This is a genomic window from Paraburkholderia sp. MM5496-R1, from assembly GCF_050436205.1.
GTDB lineage: Bacteria > Pseudomonadota > Gammaproteobacteria > Burkholderiales > Burkholderiaceae > Paraburkholderia > Paraburkholderia tuberum.
Map to the genome: position 1 here is coordinate 766,938 of NZ_JBNDLT010000003.1, position 13,105 is coordinate 780,042.

A 13,105-nucleotide genomic window follows, 5' to 3' on the forward strand; every position below is an offset into this window, starting at 1 on the left:
ATCCGGGTGTTCGAGCGGCATGTCGCGGGTCGAAACCGGCAGGCAGCCCACCTAGTTAAAACGACCGAGTGACGTGACTTTCTGAATCAGCTTAGGACGTAACTTGCCAAAAAGATACGCAATGCTCGTTAACCGTATGACGCGTTAAGGACTCCCGGACAGTTGTGACGCAAAGCGCGTGCTATCGTTAATAAAGAGCGCGGGCAGCGCGAGCCTGGTGCACGAATGCCTGAACTCTGTCCGGTACAAACGGGATATAAAGATGTGGCGACGATTCCTGCTGGTGTGCATGGTTGGGGCAATCCAGGCGCAGTGGGACGGTGCCGGTGCCGCGACGCAACGTGAAAGCATCGAGCCGAGCCCGGCTTGGGTAGCGAGTCATCCGGCGCGGCCGGCGGAGACCGCTTTGCTCCTTTCACCCTTTGCTTCGTCACGCGACGACACGCATTCGCGGCGTGTCGCGCTCGTGATCGGAAATGGCGAGTACGGTGACGCCACTAACCCGATCCGCGCCAACGCGCCGCGCGACGCCGAATCGATCGGCGCTGCGCTCCGTGCGCGTGGCTTCGAAGTCATCACGCGCACGAATGCTACGCCGCCGCAAATGCGCGCGGCCATCGACGAATTTCAACGACGATTGCAAACAGGCGATATCGGAGTGTTCTATTTCGCCGGACACGGCATGCAGGTAGGCGCACAAACGCTGCTTTTGCCGGTGGGACTCGATGCGCGAGGCGATATCCGCGCGCCGGTGTCGCTACTGAATAACGGCGTCGATCTGAATACCGTTTTGCATGCGATGCAATCCGCCCGTGCCGGCCGGCTCAATCTCGTGATTCTCGATACGTGCCTCGACAATCCATTTGCCCCCGCCGCGGTTGCGATCGATAAACCGAGGATCGCTGCCAACACCGTGATTGCCTATGCAACCGCACCGGGCGGTTTCGCGGCGGACGGTCCGCGGCATGGCGTCTATACCGATGCCTTGCTGCAAGCGCTCAACGACGCCGACGCATCGTCTCGATCGCTCGCCGCGCTGTTCCGACAGGTCGGCGCCGAAGTACGCGCCGCTACACGCGGAACGCAGCAACCCTGGCTCTCTGTCGCGCGGTCATCCATTCCCACAAGTGGCGAAGGCGCTATCGAGTCGTCGAATACATCAGAGCGTCGGGCCATCACGCCGCGCAGTCGCGGCATCATGCCCAAGGAAAGCGGCGAACAATACGAAATCACGTTCTGGGATTCGATCAAGGACAGCAACTACCCAGCCGATTACGAGGCTTATCTGAAGGCCTATCCGAATGGCCGCTTCGCCACACTCGCGCATGCGCGTATCGATCGATTGCGCGCGGCGGCATCGACTCCCGCGGTGAGTGCCGCGCCGGCTGCACCGCCAGCCGCGCCCGCGACGCAGAGCGGTCACGTCGCGCCACCCACGCCGCCTGCCCAGGTCATGCATCCCGCGACGCAAGCCAGCGCAGCCGCGCCGCCGCCGCGCCCCGCTGCCGCGCCATTCGCCGAAAAGACCGTCGCCCATCCACCGACGGCCGGTGAAATCCGCGACTGCGCGGCCTGTCCGGTCATGGTCGCGGTACCCGCCGGCTCGTTCGCAATGGGCAGCAATACCGACGATCCGTCGGAAAAGCCCGTGCATCACGTGAGCATTGGCGCGCCCTTCGCGATCGGTAAATTTCCCGTGACGGTCGAGCAATGGAATGCGTGCGTCGCCGCCGGCGCCTGCCAGAAGCTGACGCCGGAGAGCAATAGCATCAAGACCGCACCCGCGCGCGATCTCAGTTGGGACGACGCGCAGCAGTACGTCAAGTGGCTCGCCAAAACGACCGGCAAACCGTACCGTCTGCCGACCGAAGCCGAATGGGAATACGCGGACCGCGCCGGCACCACGACCGCGTACTGGTGGGGCGAGCAGATGCGCAAGGGCAACGCCAATTGCAAGGACTGCGGCGACCCGTGGCACAAGGAAGGCCCGGAAAACGTCGGCACGTTCGCCGCGAATCCGCTGGGTCTGTACGACATGAACGGCGGCGTCTGGGAGTGGACCGCCGACTGCTGGCACAACACCTATCAGGGCGCGCCCGTCGATGGCCACGCGTGGGACTCGCCCGGCTGCGAGATGCGCGCGATTCGCGGCGGCTCATGGCGCGAAGGCGGCGACTACATGCTCAGCGCGACGCGCTTCAAATACAGCGCGGGCGTGCGCCAATCGCAGAACGGTTTTCGCGTCGTCAAGGATCTGCACTAAAAGCCGTGTCGATTGGCTCCCTGACGGATCATCGCGTCGCGGGTTTGGTCGTAATCGGGGCGAAGTCCGCCAACAGGCGATCCTGCCCGTATTGACCGCCAATCTGCTTGAGCCGGGTCTCGAGCGCGCGCAGATAAACAGCGCGCGCTTCGCTTTCCGGGCGCAGCTTGTCGAACAGCGGCACCGGCGTCACCACCAGCACCACCATTTCCGAGCCGAACGGCTTCGATACGGTCCAATCGCCCGCATTGCTGCCGATCGTGTACGGACCGCCGTTCGCCTGCATCTGATTGTCCGGCCACAGACGACTGGGCACCATGTGCACGACGTGGCCGTCTAGCTGGTAGTAGTCGACGGTCGCAAAGGAATCGAACGGCGGCGCTTTCAGGTCGACCACCAGCGAGTCGTTCTCGGTCAGAAAACCGCTTGGCGGACGCATCTGCAGCGACGCCACGCGCCCCGCCTGCCAGTTGCGCACCAGAAACGGCGCGAGCGTTTTGACGAGGTCGCATTTATCGTCGGCGAGCGGCCGCACGTCTAGCGAAACCGTATCGACGCCAGGCAGCGCCGCCAACGTCTCCTTCAGATGCGCGGCACCGTATCGCTGCGACAGGAAACCGCGTACCGTCAGTGCGTGGTCCTGCACCGCGCCCGATAGAGCCGAACAGGGCACCTGGGCAAGCGTGGGCGTGATCGCGGCGAGCGTCAACGCGGGCTTCGGCGCGGGCGCCGGCGTTGTCTGCGCGACATTCGTTGCAGGCGCGACAGCGGACGCCCCAGCCGCCCGATCGACCTGATCGCCCTGCGATCGCGCCGCCTCGGTTGGCGCGGCTTGGTGCCGGCTGGACCCCGAGCGAAAAGCGAACACGCCCACGGTGACCGCGCACACGACGGCGAGGCCTGCGAGCCCTACCCACGCGAGCGTCCCGGACTTCTCCGCGCGCGCTTCATTGTCGAACTCGGCGATAAAGCGCACGACGCTCGGCATCCGCGTATTGCGATCGAACGACAACGCGGCACGCAACGCGCGCCACTGTCGCGCATCGAGATTCGCCGGACGCTGCGGCTTGAAATCGGCATTGCGCGCCTGCGTGGCCGACAGGCGATCGAACGGATGATGTCCCGTCAACAGCTCGTACGTGATGCAGCCAAGCGCGTAGATATCGTCGCGCGGGTCCGGCTCGCGATGCTCGATCATCTCCGGGCTCGCATAGGCCGGCGTCAACGCGCCCAGACTGCCGGGATCGAACACCGTCGCGTCGCTCTCCTCTTCAGGCCGCTGGAATACGCGCGCGATGCCGAAGTCGATCACTTTCACTTCGGCATTCGTGGTCAAAAACACGTTCGCGGGTTTGAAATCGCAATGGACGAAGCCGCGCTCGTGCGCGTACGCGAGCGCCGCGCACATGCCGCGCACGATCGGCAGCGCGGCCCGCACCGGCATGCCCTGATAGCCCGGCGTGCGCAGCAGCTGGCTCAGGGGCTTGCCGCTCAGGTACTCCATCGTCAGATAGACGATCGGCCCGTCGCGGTCGAAGTCGTAGACGGTGATGATGTTGCGATGCGCGAGTACCTGCGCCTTGCGCGCCTCGCGCTGCAGCGCGACCAGCGAATTCGGATTGCCGCGAAACTGGACGTTCAGCACCTTGATCGCGAGATAGGGCTTGCGATCCGACGCTTCGAGCTTGCGCAGATCGAGCGCCTTGTACACGGTGCCCATGCCGCCCACGCCAAGGCACTCCTCGAGCACGAAGCGGTTGTTCAGCGTATCGCCGATGCCTTTGATGGTCTCGTGCGCGGCGCTTCCGGCAGTACTCGCGGCGCCCGCACTGCCAGCGCTCGACGACCGCAGCGACGGTAGATCGACCGTGGTCTGGATGCCGGTTTCCTCGCCACCCGCCGCGACGTTCGACACGCGCAGCAACTCGATGCGCCGCCGCACTTCCAGGTAGAGATCGTCGGGCAACGGCGACCGATGATGCGCGGCGTACAGCGTCTCCAGCAGCCGCGTCGGACCGAGTTGCTCGGTCGCCAACGCGCTGTCGAGCTGCGCGACGAACTCGTCACGCGATAGCTCGCCGCTCTGGAAGTCGAGAATCACACGCGCAAGGCTAGCCATTTGTGCGAAGCACCGCCGTTGCCGCTGGACCGTGTCGCATGCGACCGACGCCACGCGGGTCGATAGAAAACCTGTCGTATCCAGTTACATGTGCCGTTTCGATACTAGCTCCCGGTCCGCGCTTTCGCAAACCAGGCAAACCAGGCATGAGCCGCGCGCCGCGCCGCGTGCTGGCTCGCGCAATGTCGTGCGCCATCCAACAGGGTCCGCCGCGATGTCGGACCGCGGCCACCGCTCCGAGCGCGTCAGCGTGCTTCGAGCTGACCGGCACGGTGGTCCCTCCACGCGCAAAACCCTTATACGACAGGGCTGTGCCGATTTCCTCAGGAACCTTGATTAATACTGGCACAGCCTGTGCGTTAGTGATGTCCGAGCAAACGAATTGCTCGAAACCACTCGCAACACTGCGAACACTTCTTTCAGGAGACTCACCATGAAAACGCTGATGATCAAAGACCTGTCCGTCACCGAACAACTCGACAGCAAAGCCATGCAAGCCGTACGCGGCGGCTTCGGCCCGAGCAAGTACTACAGCTTCGCCCCGGTCTATGCGCCGACCAGCGTCAAGAACACCAGCACCACGCAACTGATCAGTAACGAACTGAACTTCCAGAACGCCAACGGCAACGATGTTGCGCTCGCCACCGGCATCACGTCGGACTTCTCGCCGTATATCAATTCGAGCAACAGCAACCACTAATAGTGCGTGGTGCGGCGAGGCGCCCGCAGCCGCGGGCCGCTTCGCCGCGAGCCATTCATGTCCGCTTTCCGTACGTCTTTGGAGAAACGCCATGTCATCCCTCATGATTCGCGATCTGTCCGGCACGCGCGAACTCGACCGCCGGGCCATGTCCGGGATCGCCGGCGGCACCGGCAGCAACGTGCCCATGCCTTCGGGCCTTGGTGGTCTCGGCAGCCTTGCCGGCATCGCCAACGTCAACGTCAACGTCAACGTCACTCAGAATCTGGCTCAGCAGCAAATCGTCAACGTCGCAGCGCTCAATGACATCGGTTCGATCGGGCCAGGCGTCGTGCTGCCGCTGAAGCTGAAAGTCGACCCTATCCTGTCGGGCGCCAATTACTCCGCCGTGTAAGCCGGGGCAGCAGCGGGGGACTGGGGGTTCCTTCACTGCCGCGGCAACACCACGGCCATGCGCGCCGCGAATGGATTTCCTATACTGATAGTGCGTTGAGACCGCGGCACAACGAATGACACGCCGAACACATTCCGAGCACGGCGGCCGGCACCCGAACGGGTCTGGCCGCCGGAGCGTTTTTCTGGAGCCATCATGGCCAAGCTGAGCATCAAGGATCTGACCGAAAGCGTCGAACTGGACCGCGAGGCGATGGCCGCGATCGTCGGCGGCGCCCGTGTCGGCGCGCGCTCGAGTCTCGCCGCGCCGCTGGTGCCGGCCGCGATGCGCGTCGTCGAGTACCCGCCGGGCTTTCCGGCCGCGCATCTGCGTATCGCGGAAGCAGCCTCGCCGCGTAGACGCCAGCGCCGCTAGCATTCCTCGCCGGGGCGTTTCACCATCACGGCACGCGCATATGGCGCGTGCCGTTTCTGTTTGCGCTTGCGATTGAGTGTTGGACGCCTGAGTTCGCCGCGCGCGACGCTGCGCTGCGCCCCAACCATTCGCTCGTGACTCGTGGGACGCGCGCAAACACATCGACGCGCAATCGCGATCGTGTTCAGTGCGATTCAACGCGGCTATCGCGCGGATCCTTGCCAGGCTTCGCATCGCGGCCCCCGCTCCATGTTGCGGCGCACGTTCCCTCACATTGGCATAGGCCTTGCAGAAATCGATGCGGGCGCCGCACTGTGCTCGCCTTTCCACGTCAAGGAGAAATGCCATGAAAGCCACTGTGATCATCAAAGACCTGCCGCCCGGCGCGGGCGAGCCATCCGACGAGAAAACGCTGAGCACCGAACAGATGAAGACGCTGCGCGGCGGCCGCTCGGTAGTCGTCAAGGTGGACGGTGGCGGCACGGGTACCGTCGACGATTGGGACATCAACACCGCGATCTTCGAAGGCCGCATCAGCGGAACCTATCTATAGGACGCGCGACGTGTCCGCAATTGGAAAAACGGCACCCGGCTCAGGTTTTGAGCGCGACGGGTGCCGTTTCAATTGGCTCGAGAATCTCCGCACGTGCTGCGCGTCGCCCCGGTGATCTGATTAAAGGATCGACCTTGGGCACAAGGTTTGCTGCCTGGGGATTACCCTGCGGCCCTGTGGCCAACGTAGATAAAGCAGGTCTCTCTCAACCAGGCGGAGGTCATAACATGCTAGGAACCATTCTTCTAATCGTGCTGATTCTGCTGCTGATCGGCGCATTTCCAGCGTGGCCACACAGCCGATCGTGGGGCTATGGTCCGACCGGTGGACTCGGCATCGTACTGATCGTGGTGATCGTTCTGCTGGTTGCCGGTGTGATATAGACCACGCGTAGTGGACTGGAACATGAGGCGGCCCGCCGTCTATCCGCGCGATGTCGCGCGCCGGTAGTTGGCGGCTTCGCTTTTTCGTCGTTGCCGAAGCACTCGATGGAAAAGTTACTGGCCAATCAGATCGCGCTTATTACCGGCGCGAGTTCGGAATCGGCTATGGCATCGATATGGCTAAAGCCGATACGCGGACCATCGGCGTTGCCGTCGATCGATTGCTCGAATAGATCGACATCTTCGAGCCAGGCACGCTGCCTGCTGAAACTCCTGCGTATTCGAACTCCAATACGAAAGGAGATGACATCATGCCTTACCTACTTGGCTGGCTGCTCGGCGTTCCAGTGATCGTACTGATCATCCTGTACCTCATTTTCCATTGATATCGCGCGGTACAGACGATAAGGATGACGTTGTTCCCGCGGCGGCGGTATGCGGATCGTTTCATGGTCAGCGTACCGCCGCCATCAGCGTGCCCATCCCTACCAGCAAGCTCCCCATCAGACGGTTCACGATGCGCAGCCGCGTCGGCCGCTGTAGAACCGTACGCAGACGGTGCGGGAAGATTGCCGCCGATGCCACGCCCAACGCGAATATCAGCGCAAAAGTACTGCCCAGCAAAAGGTACTGATGATTGGCCGACCAAGGCGCTTCATTCGACGAGGTACTGATGGGACAGAACCGGTGAAGCCGCAAACGTGCCGCATCTCCATTGTCTGAAGCCTCGAAAACGAAGGGTATATCCGCGGCTATGTCGCATTGCTCGATCAGCAAAAACAAGATCGCAGGCATTCGCCATAGCCGCTCGATGTTCGCGCTGCGCTGCATGAAGAGCATTCCGTCAATCGCAATCTGATTGACGAGACTGCGGGCGCTTCAATGCGCGGCCCGCGAGGCGGCGATGATCGCGTCGGCCACGGCCTGCGGCTGGCTCAGCATCGCGACGTGGCTCGTGGCGACGCGCGTGATCTTCGCGTCGATGTGTTTCGCCATCTCCAGTTGCAAGGACGGATCGATCATGCGGTCGCGGCCCGACACCACGAAGTACGACGGCTTGCCATGCCACGCGGCGTTCGTCACCTTGTCGTCGATACAGCCAGCGGCCCAAGGCTGCTGGGTCGCCGCGATCAGGCGCTTTTGCGGCAGCGGCAGATCCTGCGCGAAGTCGTCCAGCACCGCCTGGGTCGATAGCGTCAGATAACCCGCCGAGTCCTTGCGCAATTCGCTCGCCCAGACTGGCGCGGGTTGGTCCTTCGTGATGTCCGCAATGGACTGACTGTTGTCCGGCGCAAATGCCGCGACGTACACGAGGCTTTTCACCTTGTCGTCGTTGCCGGCCTCGCTGACCACCACGCCGCCCCATGAATGGCCAACCAGAATCACAGGCCCGTTCTGCTGCGCGATCACGCGCCGGGTTGCCGCCACGTCGTCGGCGAGCGAGCTCAGCGGATTCTGCACGGCCACCACGTGCAGGCCGCGCGCTTCGAGCAATGGGATCACTTTGTCCCAGCTGGACCCGTCAGCGAAAGCGCCGTGTACGAGAACGACGTTCTTGCCCTTCAGGTCATCGGACGGCGCGGCCTGCGCGGACTCCGTGGCCTGCAACGCGAACAGTCCGCCCAGCAACAGAACGGAACCCAGAATTTTTTTCAGCACCGTGGTCATCGTTTTTGTCTCGACAGGTGAGTTAAACAAGGAGTCCGCGCGTCGACGTGAGCCGATGCACGCGGACGGCCTGCTCATTTGCATCGATCACGAATGCGCGTAGATGGAACCGAGGCTGACGATGTCGGAGCCGTCGTACACGCGATCCGCCGCCGCATGCATCATCGGCACGTGCGAGCCCGAAGCGGAACTGCCGTTCGCGACGCCACCGTAGGCGGGCGCGTCATGGCCCGCGCTGATGCGCGCCTCGGCCGCTTCGATGTTCTGCGGGTATTGCGTGTTGTCGCTGGCCGGGTTGTAGCCGGCCTTTTCCAACTGGACCAGTTCCGCGCGGACTTCGGCACGTGTGAGTGCCTGTTGCGGTTGCGATTGCGCGAACGAAACGACGGGAACGGCGACGAGTGCGGCGACGATCAGCGATTGAACGAGTTTCATGAGTCTTCTCCGGGTATCGAACCATCAGGGATAAGGATTGAGCGGGACGCGAAGCCATCGACGCGGATACACTGTGACGTCCCACCTGATTCACGCAACGTTGTGAATCAACCTTGCGTGAAGACATTAGAACGCTCCAACGTATCTGCAATGTTTTCGTCACCCCCCATTTCTGCAAGCGTGTTTGTCTGCGTATGCCGTTGATACATTGCGATACCAAAACCCACTTCCGAACCTGCCGAGCAGGGCCGGCGTCGCATGTGTCGTGCGGGTTGCAGGTGGGTTGCAAATGGCCCGCTCATGAAAAAACCCCAGCAGCCGTACGTTCGACTGCTGGGGCCCGTTCAGAAGAAGCCGGCGCGCGCCGGCTCCATCAAAGGCGGGTAACGTCGAGAATCGCATCCGCAAAGGCTTTCGGCGCTTCCTGCGGCAGGTTATGGCCGATGCCGCCGCTGATATTGCGGTGCTGATACTTGCCGGTAAACTTCTTCGCGTATGCTGCGGGCTCGGGATGCGCGGCGCCGTTCGCATCGCCTTCGAGTGTGATGGTCGGCACCGCGATCGTCGGTCCGGAGGCGAGGCGCTTTTCGAGTTCGTCGTATTGCGGCTCGCCCTGCGCGAGTCCCAGACGCCAGCGATAGTTGTGAATCACCACGGCAACATGGTCCGGGTTATTGAACGATTCGGCGGAGCGCTCGAACGTGGCGTCGTCGAAATTCCATTTCGGCGAGGCGGTATGCCAGATCAGCTTGTTGAAGTCATGACGGTTCGCTTCATAGCCCGCGCGGCCGCGCTCCGTGGCGAAATAGAACTGATACCACCACGCCAGCTCGGCCTTCGGCGGCAACGGCGCGCGGTTCGCGTCCTGGCTGCCGATCAGATAGCCGCTCACCGACACCATCGCCTTCACGCGTTGCGGCCACAGCGCGGCGACGATGTTCACCGTGCGCGCGCCCCAGTCGAAGCCGCCGAGCACGGCCTTGTCGATTTTCAGCGCGTCCATCAGGTTGATGATGTCGACCGCGACCACCGCCTGTTGACCGTTGCGCGGCGTATCCGCCGACAGAAAACGCGTGCCGCCGTAGCCGCGCAGGTAAGGCACGATCACGCGATAGCCGGCCGCCGTCAGCAACGGCGTCACTTCGGCGAAGCTGTAGATGTCGTAAGGCCAGCCATGCAGCAGAATGACCACCGGTCCGTTCTGCGGGCCCGCTTCCGCGTAGCTGACGTTCAGCGTGCCCGCATTGATCGAGCGAATCTTCTCGAACGACGCCACGCGCGCGCCCGCTTTCGCATTGCCGGCCGCGTCGGCCGATTGCGCATGCGCGAGCCCGCCCAGTCCCAATTCGAGCAGGCTGATACCGGCAACCGCCGTTCCGAGAAAGCGGCGGCGGCGACTATTGATCTGATCCGACATGGTTGTTCTCCTTCAAGCAAAGGCTTTGATACGGAATTGATCGGGTCCGCTCGCGCGCGATATCGCACAGCCGCATGCGGGCACCGTGCAGGCAGAGCAGACTTCAATGGCAATCTGAAACGAATCGAACGAGACGGGTAGAACGAATCTGAAACCGGAAATGCCTTGACGACTGAACCACTGGCTTACCGCTGTCGCACCGCTTGAGATGGATAGTGACAGCGCAAGCCTTCATCAGCAAGAGCAACTAAGTTCACAAATCGTTGCCTTGTGGGCAACACATTAACCGCAATCGACAAATCACATGCGCGAGATCAACCAGCAACGCCTTCGCTACTTCAACGAGGTGCTCACGCACGGCACCATCCGCGGCGCCGCCGAAAGCATCAATACGTCACCCTCCGTGATCACGCGGCAGATCAAGCTGCTCGAGGACGAACTCGGCGCGGTGCTGTTCGAGCGGCAGCCGCGCGGAGTCAGGCCGACCGAAGCGGCCACGCATCTGCTCGAATTCTGGCGCGGCTACCGTTCGCAGCAGGAGAAGCTCGAAGATCAATTGCATGCGTTGAAAGGCCTGCAGCGAGGGCAGATCCGGCTCGCGGTCAGCGAAGGCTTCGTCGATACGCTGGTCGACGATGTGCTCGCGCCGTTCTGCGTCCAATATCCAGAACTCGAAATCGGCCTCGATATGCTCGCGGTCGACGCAATCCAGGAAGAAGTCGCCGAAAGTCGTGCGCATATCGGGCTTGCGTACAATCCGCCGCCTCATGCGCGCCTCGAGCATCGCGCGAGTTCGCCGCAGCCGGTCGTATTGTTGCTAAGAAGCGACCATCCGCTCGCGAAGCGCAAGCGACCCGCGACGCTCGACGACCTGCGCGCGTGGCCGCTCGCGTTGATGCCACCGACCTTTGGGATCGGTCATGTCGTCAAGATGACGGAACTCGCCGAAAACGTGTCGATTCCCGCGACGCTGACCACCAACTCACTGAGCGCATTGAAGCGCTTCGTCACGGTCGACAACTTCATGACGCTGATCGGCGAATTCGCTGCCTACCGCGAAATCGCGAGCGGCGAATTGACGACGATACCGATCGCGCATCCGCTGTTTTCCGGCGCGCAGGCGCGTGTGCTCGTCAAGACCGGCCGGCCGCTCGCACCGGGACCTCTCGAATTGCTGCGCTGGATCGAGGAGCGTATGCCGATGTTCTCCACGTCCAGCGCAAATAGCGTCGCGGCCGCGACGGGAATCGCGGTGCGTAAGCGCAGGGCGCGCTGAGCCAGCGTTCGGCTACCGCCGCCTCGCCCCCCGCGCGCATCGGTTCCTCAACCGATTTGTGTCGCAATGTATCCGCGCCATACGCAAACACACTACATTGCAAGCGCGCCTGATCCCCGACATAAACCAGATACGTGCGGGCGTTCCAATACGGCCATCCCAGCCAACGGAACGCCCATCATGCACAGTACGCTCGAAACTCCGCTCGCCCTGCTCGCCGGGCTGCTGACGATTGCCTCTCCCTGCGTGCTGCCGGTGATGCCGATCCTGCTCGGCACTTCCGTCGAACGACCGAGCCGCACGCGGCCACTGTTCATCGTCGCCGGCTTCATTCTGACTTTCGCGTCTTTCGCGCTGCTATTGGGCGCGGTGTCGAGCACCGTGCACGTCGCGCAACAGGTACTGCGCAATACCGGCATTGCGTTGCTCGCGCTGTCCGGGCTTCTGCGTATCTGGCCGCGACCTTACGACTGGCTCGTCGCGCAACTGCAAGGGCCGCTCGAGCGCATCGGCGCGGCCATTGCGCCAGGGACGCAACCCGGCAGCGGCAACGCGGGCGGCTTCGTGCTCGGCATGTCGCTAGGCGCGGTATGGACGCCCTGCGCCGGCCCCGTGCTCGCGTCGATTCTGGTGCTCGTCGTGAAGGCTCAGGATCTCGGTTGGTCGGCTCTGCTGCTCACGCTGTATGCGATCGGCGCGGCGATTCCGATGCTCGCGATCATCTACGGCGGACATTACGTGACGCGTCATGTCCGTGTGGTCTCACGTCACGCGGAGCGCCTGCAACAGGTATTCGGCGTACTGGTGATGCTGACCGCCCTCGCCATCTATTTGCAGTACGACGTGCTGCTGTACGCGCGGCTCGCCGGTCTTTTCCCTTCACTCAAAGGACTTTGACATGACTACCCGCCTGAAAACCTTCGCACTGTCCACCGCGTTTGCCGCCTGCGCGTTGATCGCGACGAGTACGGTCGCCATCGCCGCGCCGCCAGAAAGCGGCTCGCCCGCACCCGAGCTCACAGGCATCACGCAATGGCTCAATAGCGAGCCGCTCAAATTGCAGCAATTGCGCGGCAAAGTGGTACTCGTCGACTTCTGGACCTATAGCTGCATCAATTGCGCCAACACGCTGCCTTACGTAAAAAGCTGGAACCAGAAGTACAAGGATCAGGGGCTCACGGTGATCGGCGTGCATACGCCGGAATATCCGTTCGAACGCGACACCGGCAACGTGAAGACCGCGCTGAAACGGCTCGGTATCAGCTATCCGGTTGCGCAGGACAACCAGTACGCCACCTGGAATGCCTATAACAACCAGTACTGGCCCGCGTTCTATCTGATCGACAAGCAAGGTCATATCGTCTACACGCACTTTGGTGAAGGCGACTATGCGCGGACCGAAGCCAGGATTCAGGCGCTGCTCGCGCAGAAGAATTGACGAAGCGCTTGCTGACTCGTAGAACGGGAAAGCCCGCTGCACCCA

At 62.6% G+C, this 13,105-nt stretch carries 14 protein-coding genes and 1 pseudogene; 10 read left to right on the forward strand and 5 right to left on the reverse strand.

All coding sequences use genetic code 11. From position 1 onward, the window contains the following. Positions 1 to 262: 262 nt before the first annotated feature. The gene (locus tag OKW38_RS29770) at positions 263 to 2,263 is read left to right on the forward strand and encodes an SUMF1/EgtB/PvdO family nonheme iron enzyme (protein WP_429364463.1); all 2,001 of its coding nucleotides are present in this window, start codon (positions 263 to 265) and stop codon (positions 2,261 to 2,263) included. A gap of 28 nt (positions 2,264 to 2,291) precedes the next feature. Here the strand turns inward: OKW38_RS29770 and OKW38_RS29775 are convergent, their stop codons facing one another. Next, positions 2,292 to 4,382 (reverse strand): protein kinase domain-containing protein, encoded by a 2,091-nt coding sequence (locus tag OKW38_RS29775; RefSeq protein WP_429364465.1) that lies wholly within the window; start codon positions 4,380 to 4,382, stop codon positions 2,292 to 2,294. A 433-nt stretch (positions 4,383 to 4,815) separates the two neighbouring features. On the opposite strand from OKW38_RS29775, the gene OKW38_RS29780 reads away from it, so the two are divergent. The 5 genes from OKW38_RS29780 to OKW38_RS29800 all read left to right on the forward strand — a co-directional run bounded on the left by OKW38_RS29780 (position 4,816) and on the right by OKW38_RS29800 (position 6,826). Beyond that, entirely contained in the window at positions 4,816 to 5,082 is a 267-nt protein-coding gene (locus OKW38_RS29780) for a hypothetical protein (RefSeq protein WP_090807590.1), read from the forward strand. 91 nt (positions 5,083 to 5,173) lie between these two features. Continuing rightward, positions 5,174 to 5,476, forward strand: coding sequence for a hypothetical protein (locus tag OKW38_RS29785; protein ID WP_090807592.1), 303 nt, complete (start codon positions 5,174 to 5,176; stop codon positions 5,474 to 5,476). 195 nt (positions 5,477 to 5,671) lie between these two features. Further along, positions 5,672 to 5,890 (forward strand): hypothetical protein, encoded by a 219-nt coding sequence (locus tag OKW38_RS29790; RefSeq protein ID WP_184005151.1) that lies wholly within the window; start codon positions 5,672 to 5,674, stop codon positions 5,888 to 5,890. Positions 5,891 to 6,236: 346 nt separating this feature from the next. After that, positions 6,237 to 6,443: a hypothetical protein gene (locus OKW38_RS29795; protein WP_429364467.1), complete on the forward strand. Its 207-nt coding sequence runs from the start codon at positions 6,237 to 6,239 to the stop codon at positions 6,441 to 6,443. 227 nt (positions 6,444 to 6,670) lie between these two features. Beyond that, positions 6,671 to 6,826, forward strand: coding sequence for a DUF3309 family protein (locus OKW38_RS29800; RefSeq protein WP_018423731.1), 156 nt, complete (start codon positions 6,671 to 6,673; stop codon positions 6,824 to 6,826). Positions 6,827 to 7,279: 453 nt separating this feature from the next. On the opposite strand, the gene OKW38_RS29805 is transcribed toward OKW38_RS29800, so the two are convergent. Beyond that, a complete protein-coding gene (locus OKW38_RS29805; RefSeq protein ID WP_410452386.1) occupies positions 7,280 to 7,450 on the reverse strand; it encodes a hypothetical protein in 171 nt (56 codons plus the stop codon). A 157-nt stretch (positions 7,451 to 7,607) separates the two neighbouring features. Between OKW38_RS29805 and OKW38_RS29810 the strand changes: the two are divergent. Further along, positions 7,608 to 7,685, forward strand: a pseudogene (locus OKW38_RS29810) (AsnC family transcriptional regulator); the annotation flags it as partial. Between the two features lie 20 nt (positions 7,686 to 7,705). On the opposite strand, the gene OKW38_RS29815 reads toward OKW38_RS29810, so the two are convergent. The 3 genes from OKW38_RS29815 to OKW38_RS29825 all read right to left on the reverse strand — a co-directional run bounded on the left by OKW38_RS29815 (position 7,706) and on the right by OKW38_RS29825 (position 10,346). Continuing rightward, entirely contained in the window at positions 7,706 to 8,494 is a 789-nt protein-coding gene (locus OKW38_RS29815) for an alpha/beta fold hydrolase (RefSeq protein ID WP_429364469.1), read from the reverse strand. A gap of 87 nt (positions 8,495 to 8,581) precedes the next feature. Further along, positions 8,582 to 8,929, reverse strand: a complete 348-nt coding sequence (locus OKW38_RS29820) for a DUF4148 domain-containing protein (protein ID WP_429364471.1) — start codon at positions 8,927 to 8,929, stop codon at positions 8,582 to 8,584. 373 nt (positions 8,930 to 9,302) lie between these two features. Further along, positions 9,303 to 10,346: an alpha/beta fold hydrolase gene (locus tag OKW38_RS29825; protein WP_429364473.1), complete on the reverse strand. Its 1,044-nt coding sequence runs from the start codon at positions 10,344 to 10,346 to the stop codon at positions 9,303 to 9,305. Between the two features lie 304 nt (positions 10,347 to 10,650). On the opposite strand from OKW38_RS29825, the gene OKW38_RS29830 reads away from it, so the two are divergent. The 3 genes from OKW38_RS29830 to OKW38_RS29840 all read left to right on the forward strand — a co-directional run bounded on the left by OKW38_RS29830 (position 10,651) and on the right by OKW38_RS29840 (position 13,060). Further along, complete coding sequence (locus OKW38_RS29830) at positions 10,651 to 11,622, forward strand: LysR family transcriptional regulator (RefSeq protein ID WP_429364475.1); 972 nt, start codon at positions 10,651 to 10,653, stop codon at positions 11,620 to 11,622. Between the two features lie 180 nt (positions 11,623 to 11,802). After that, a complete protein-coding gene (locus OKW38_RS29835; RefSeq protein WP_184024474.1) occupies positions 11,803 to 12,519 on the forward strand; it encodes a cytochrome c biogenesis CcdA family protein in 717 nt (238 codons plus the stop codon). A gap of 1 nt (position 12,520) precedes the next feature. Then, entirely contained in the window at positions 12,521 to 13,060 is a 540-nt protein-coding gene (locus OKW38_RS29840) for a thioredoxin family protein (protein ID WP_429364477.1), read from the forward strand. Positions 13,061 to 13,105: the final 45 nt, after the last annotated feature.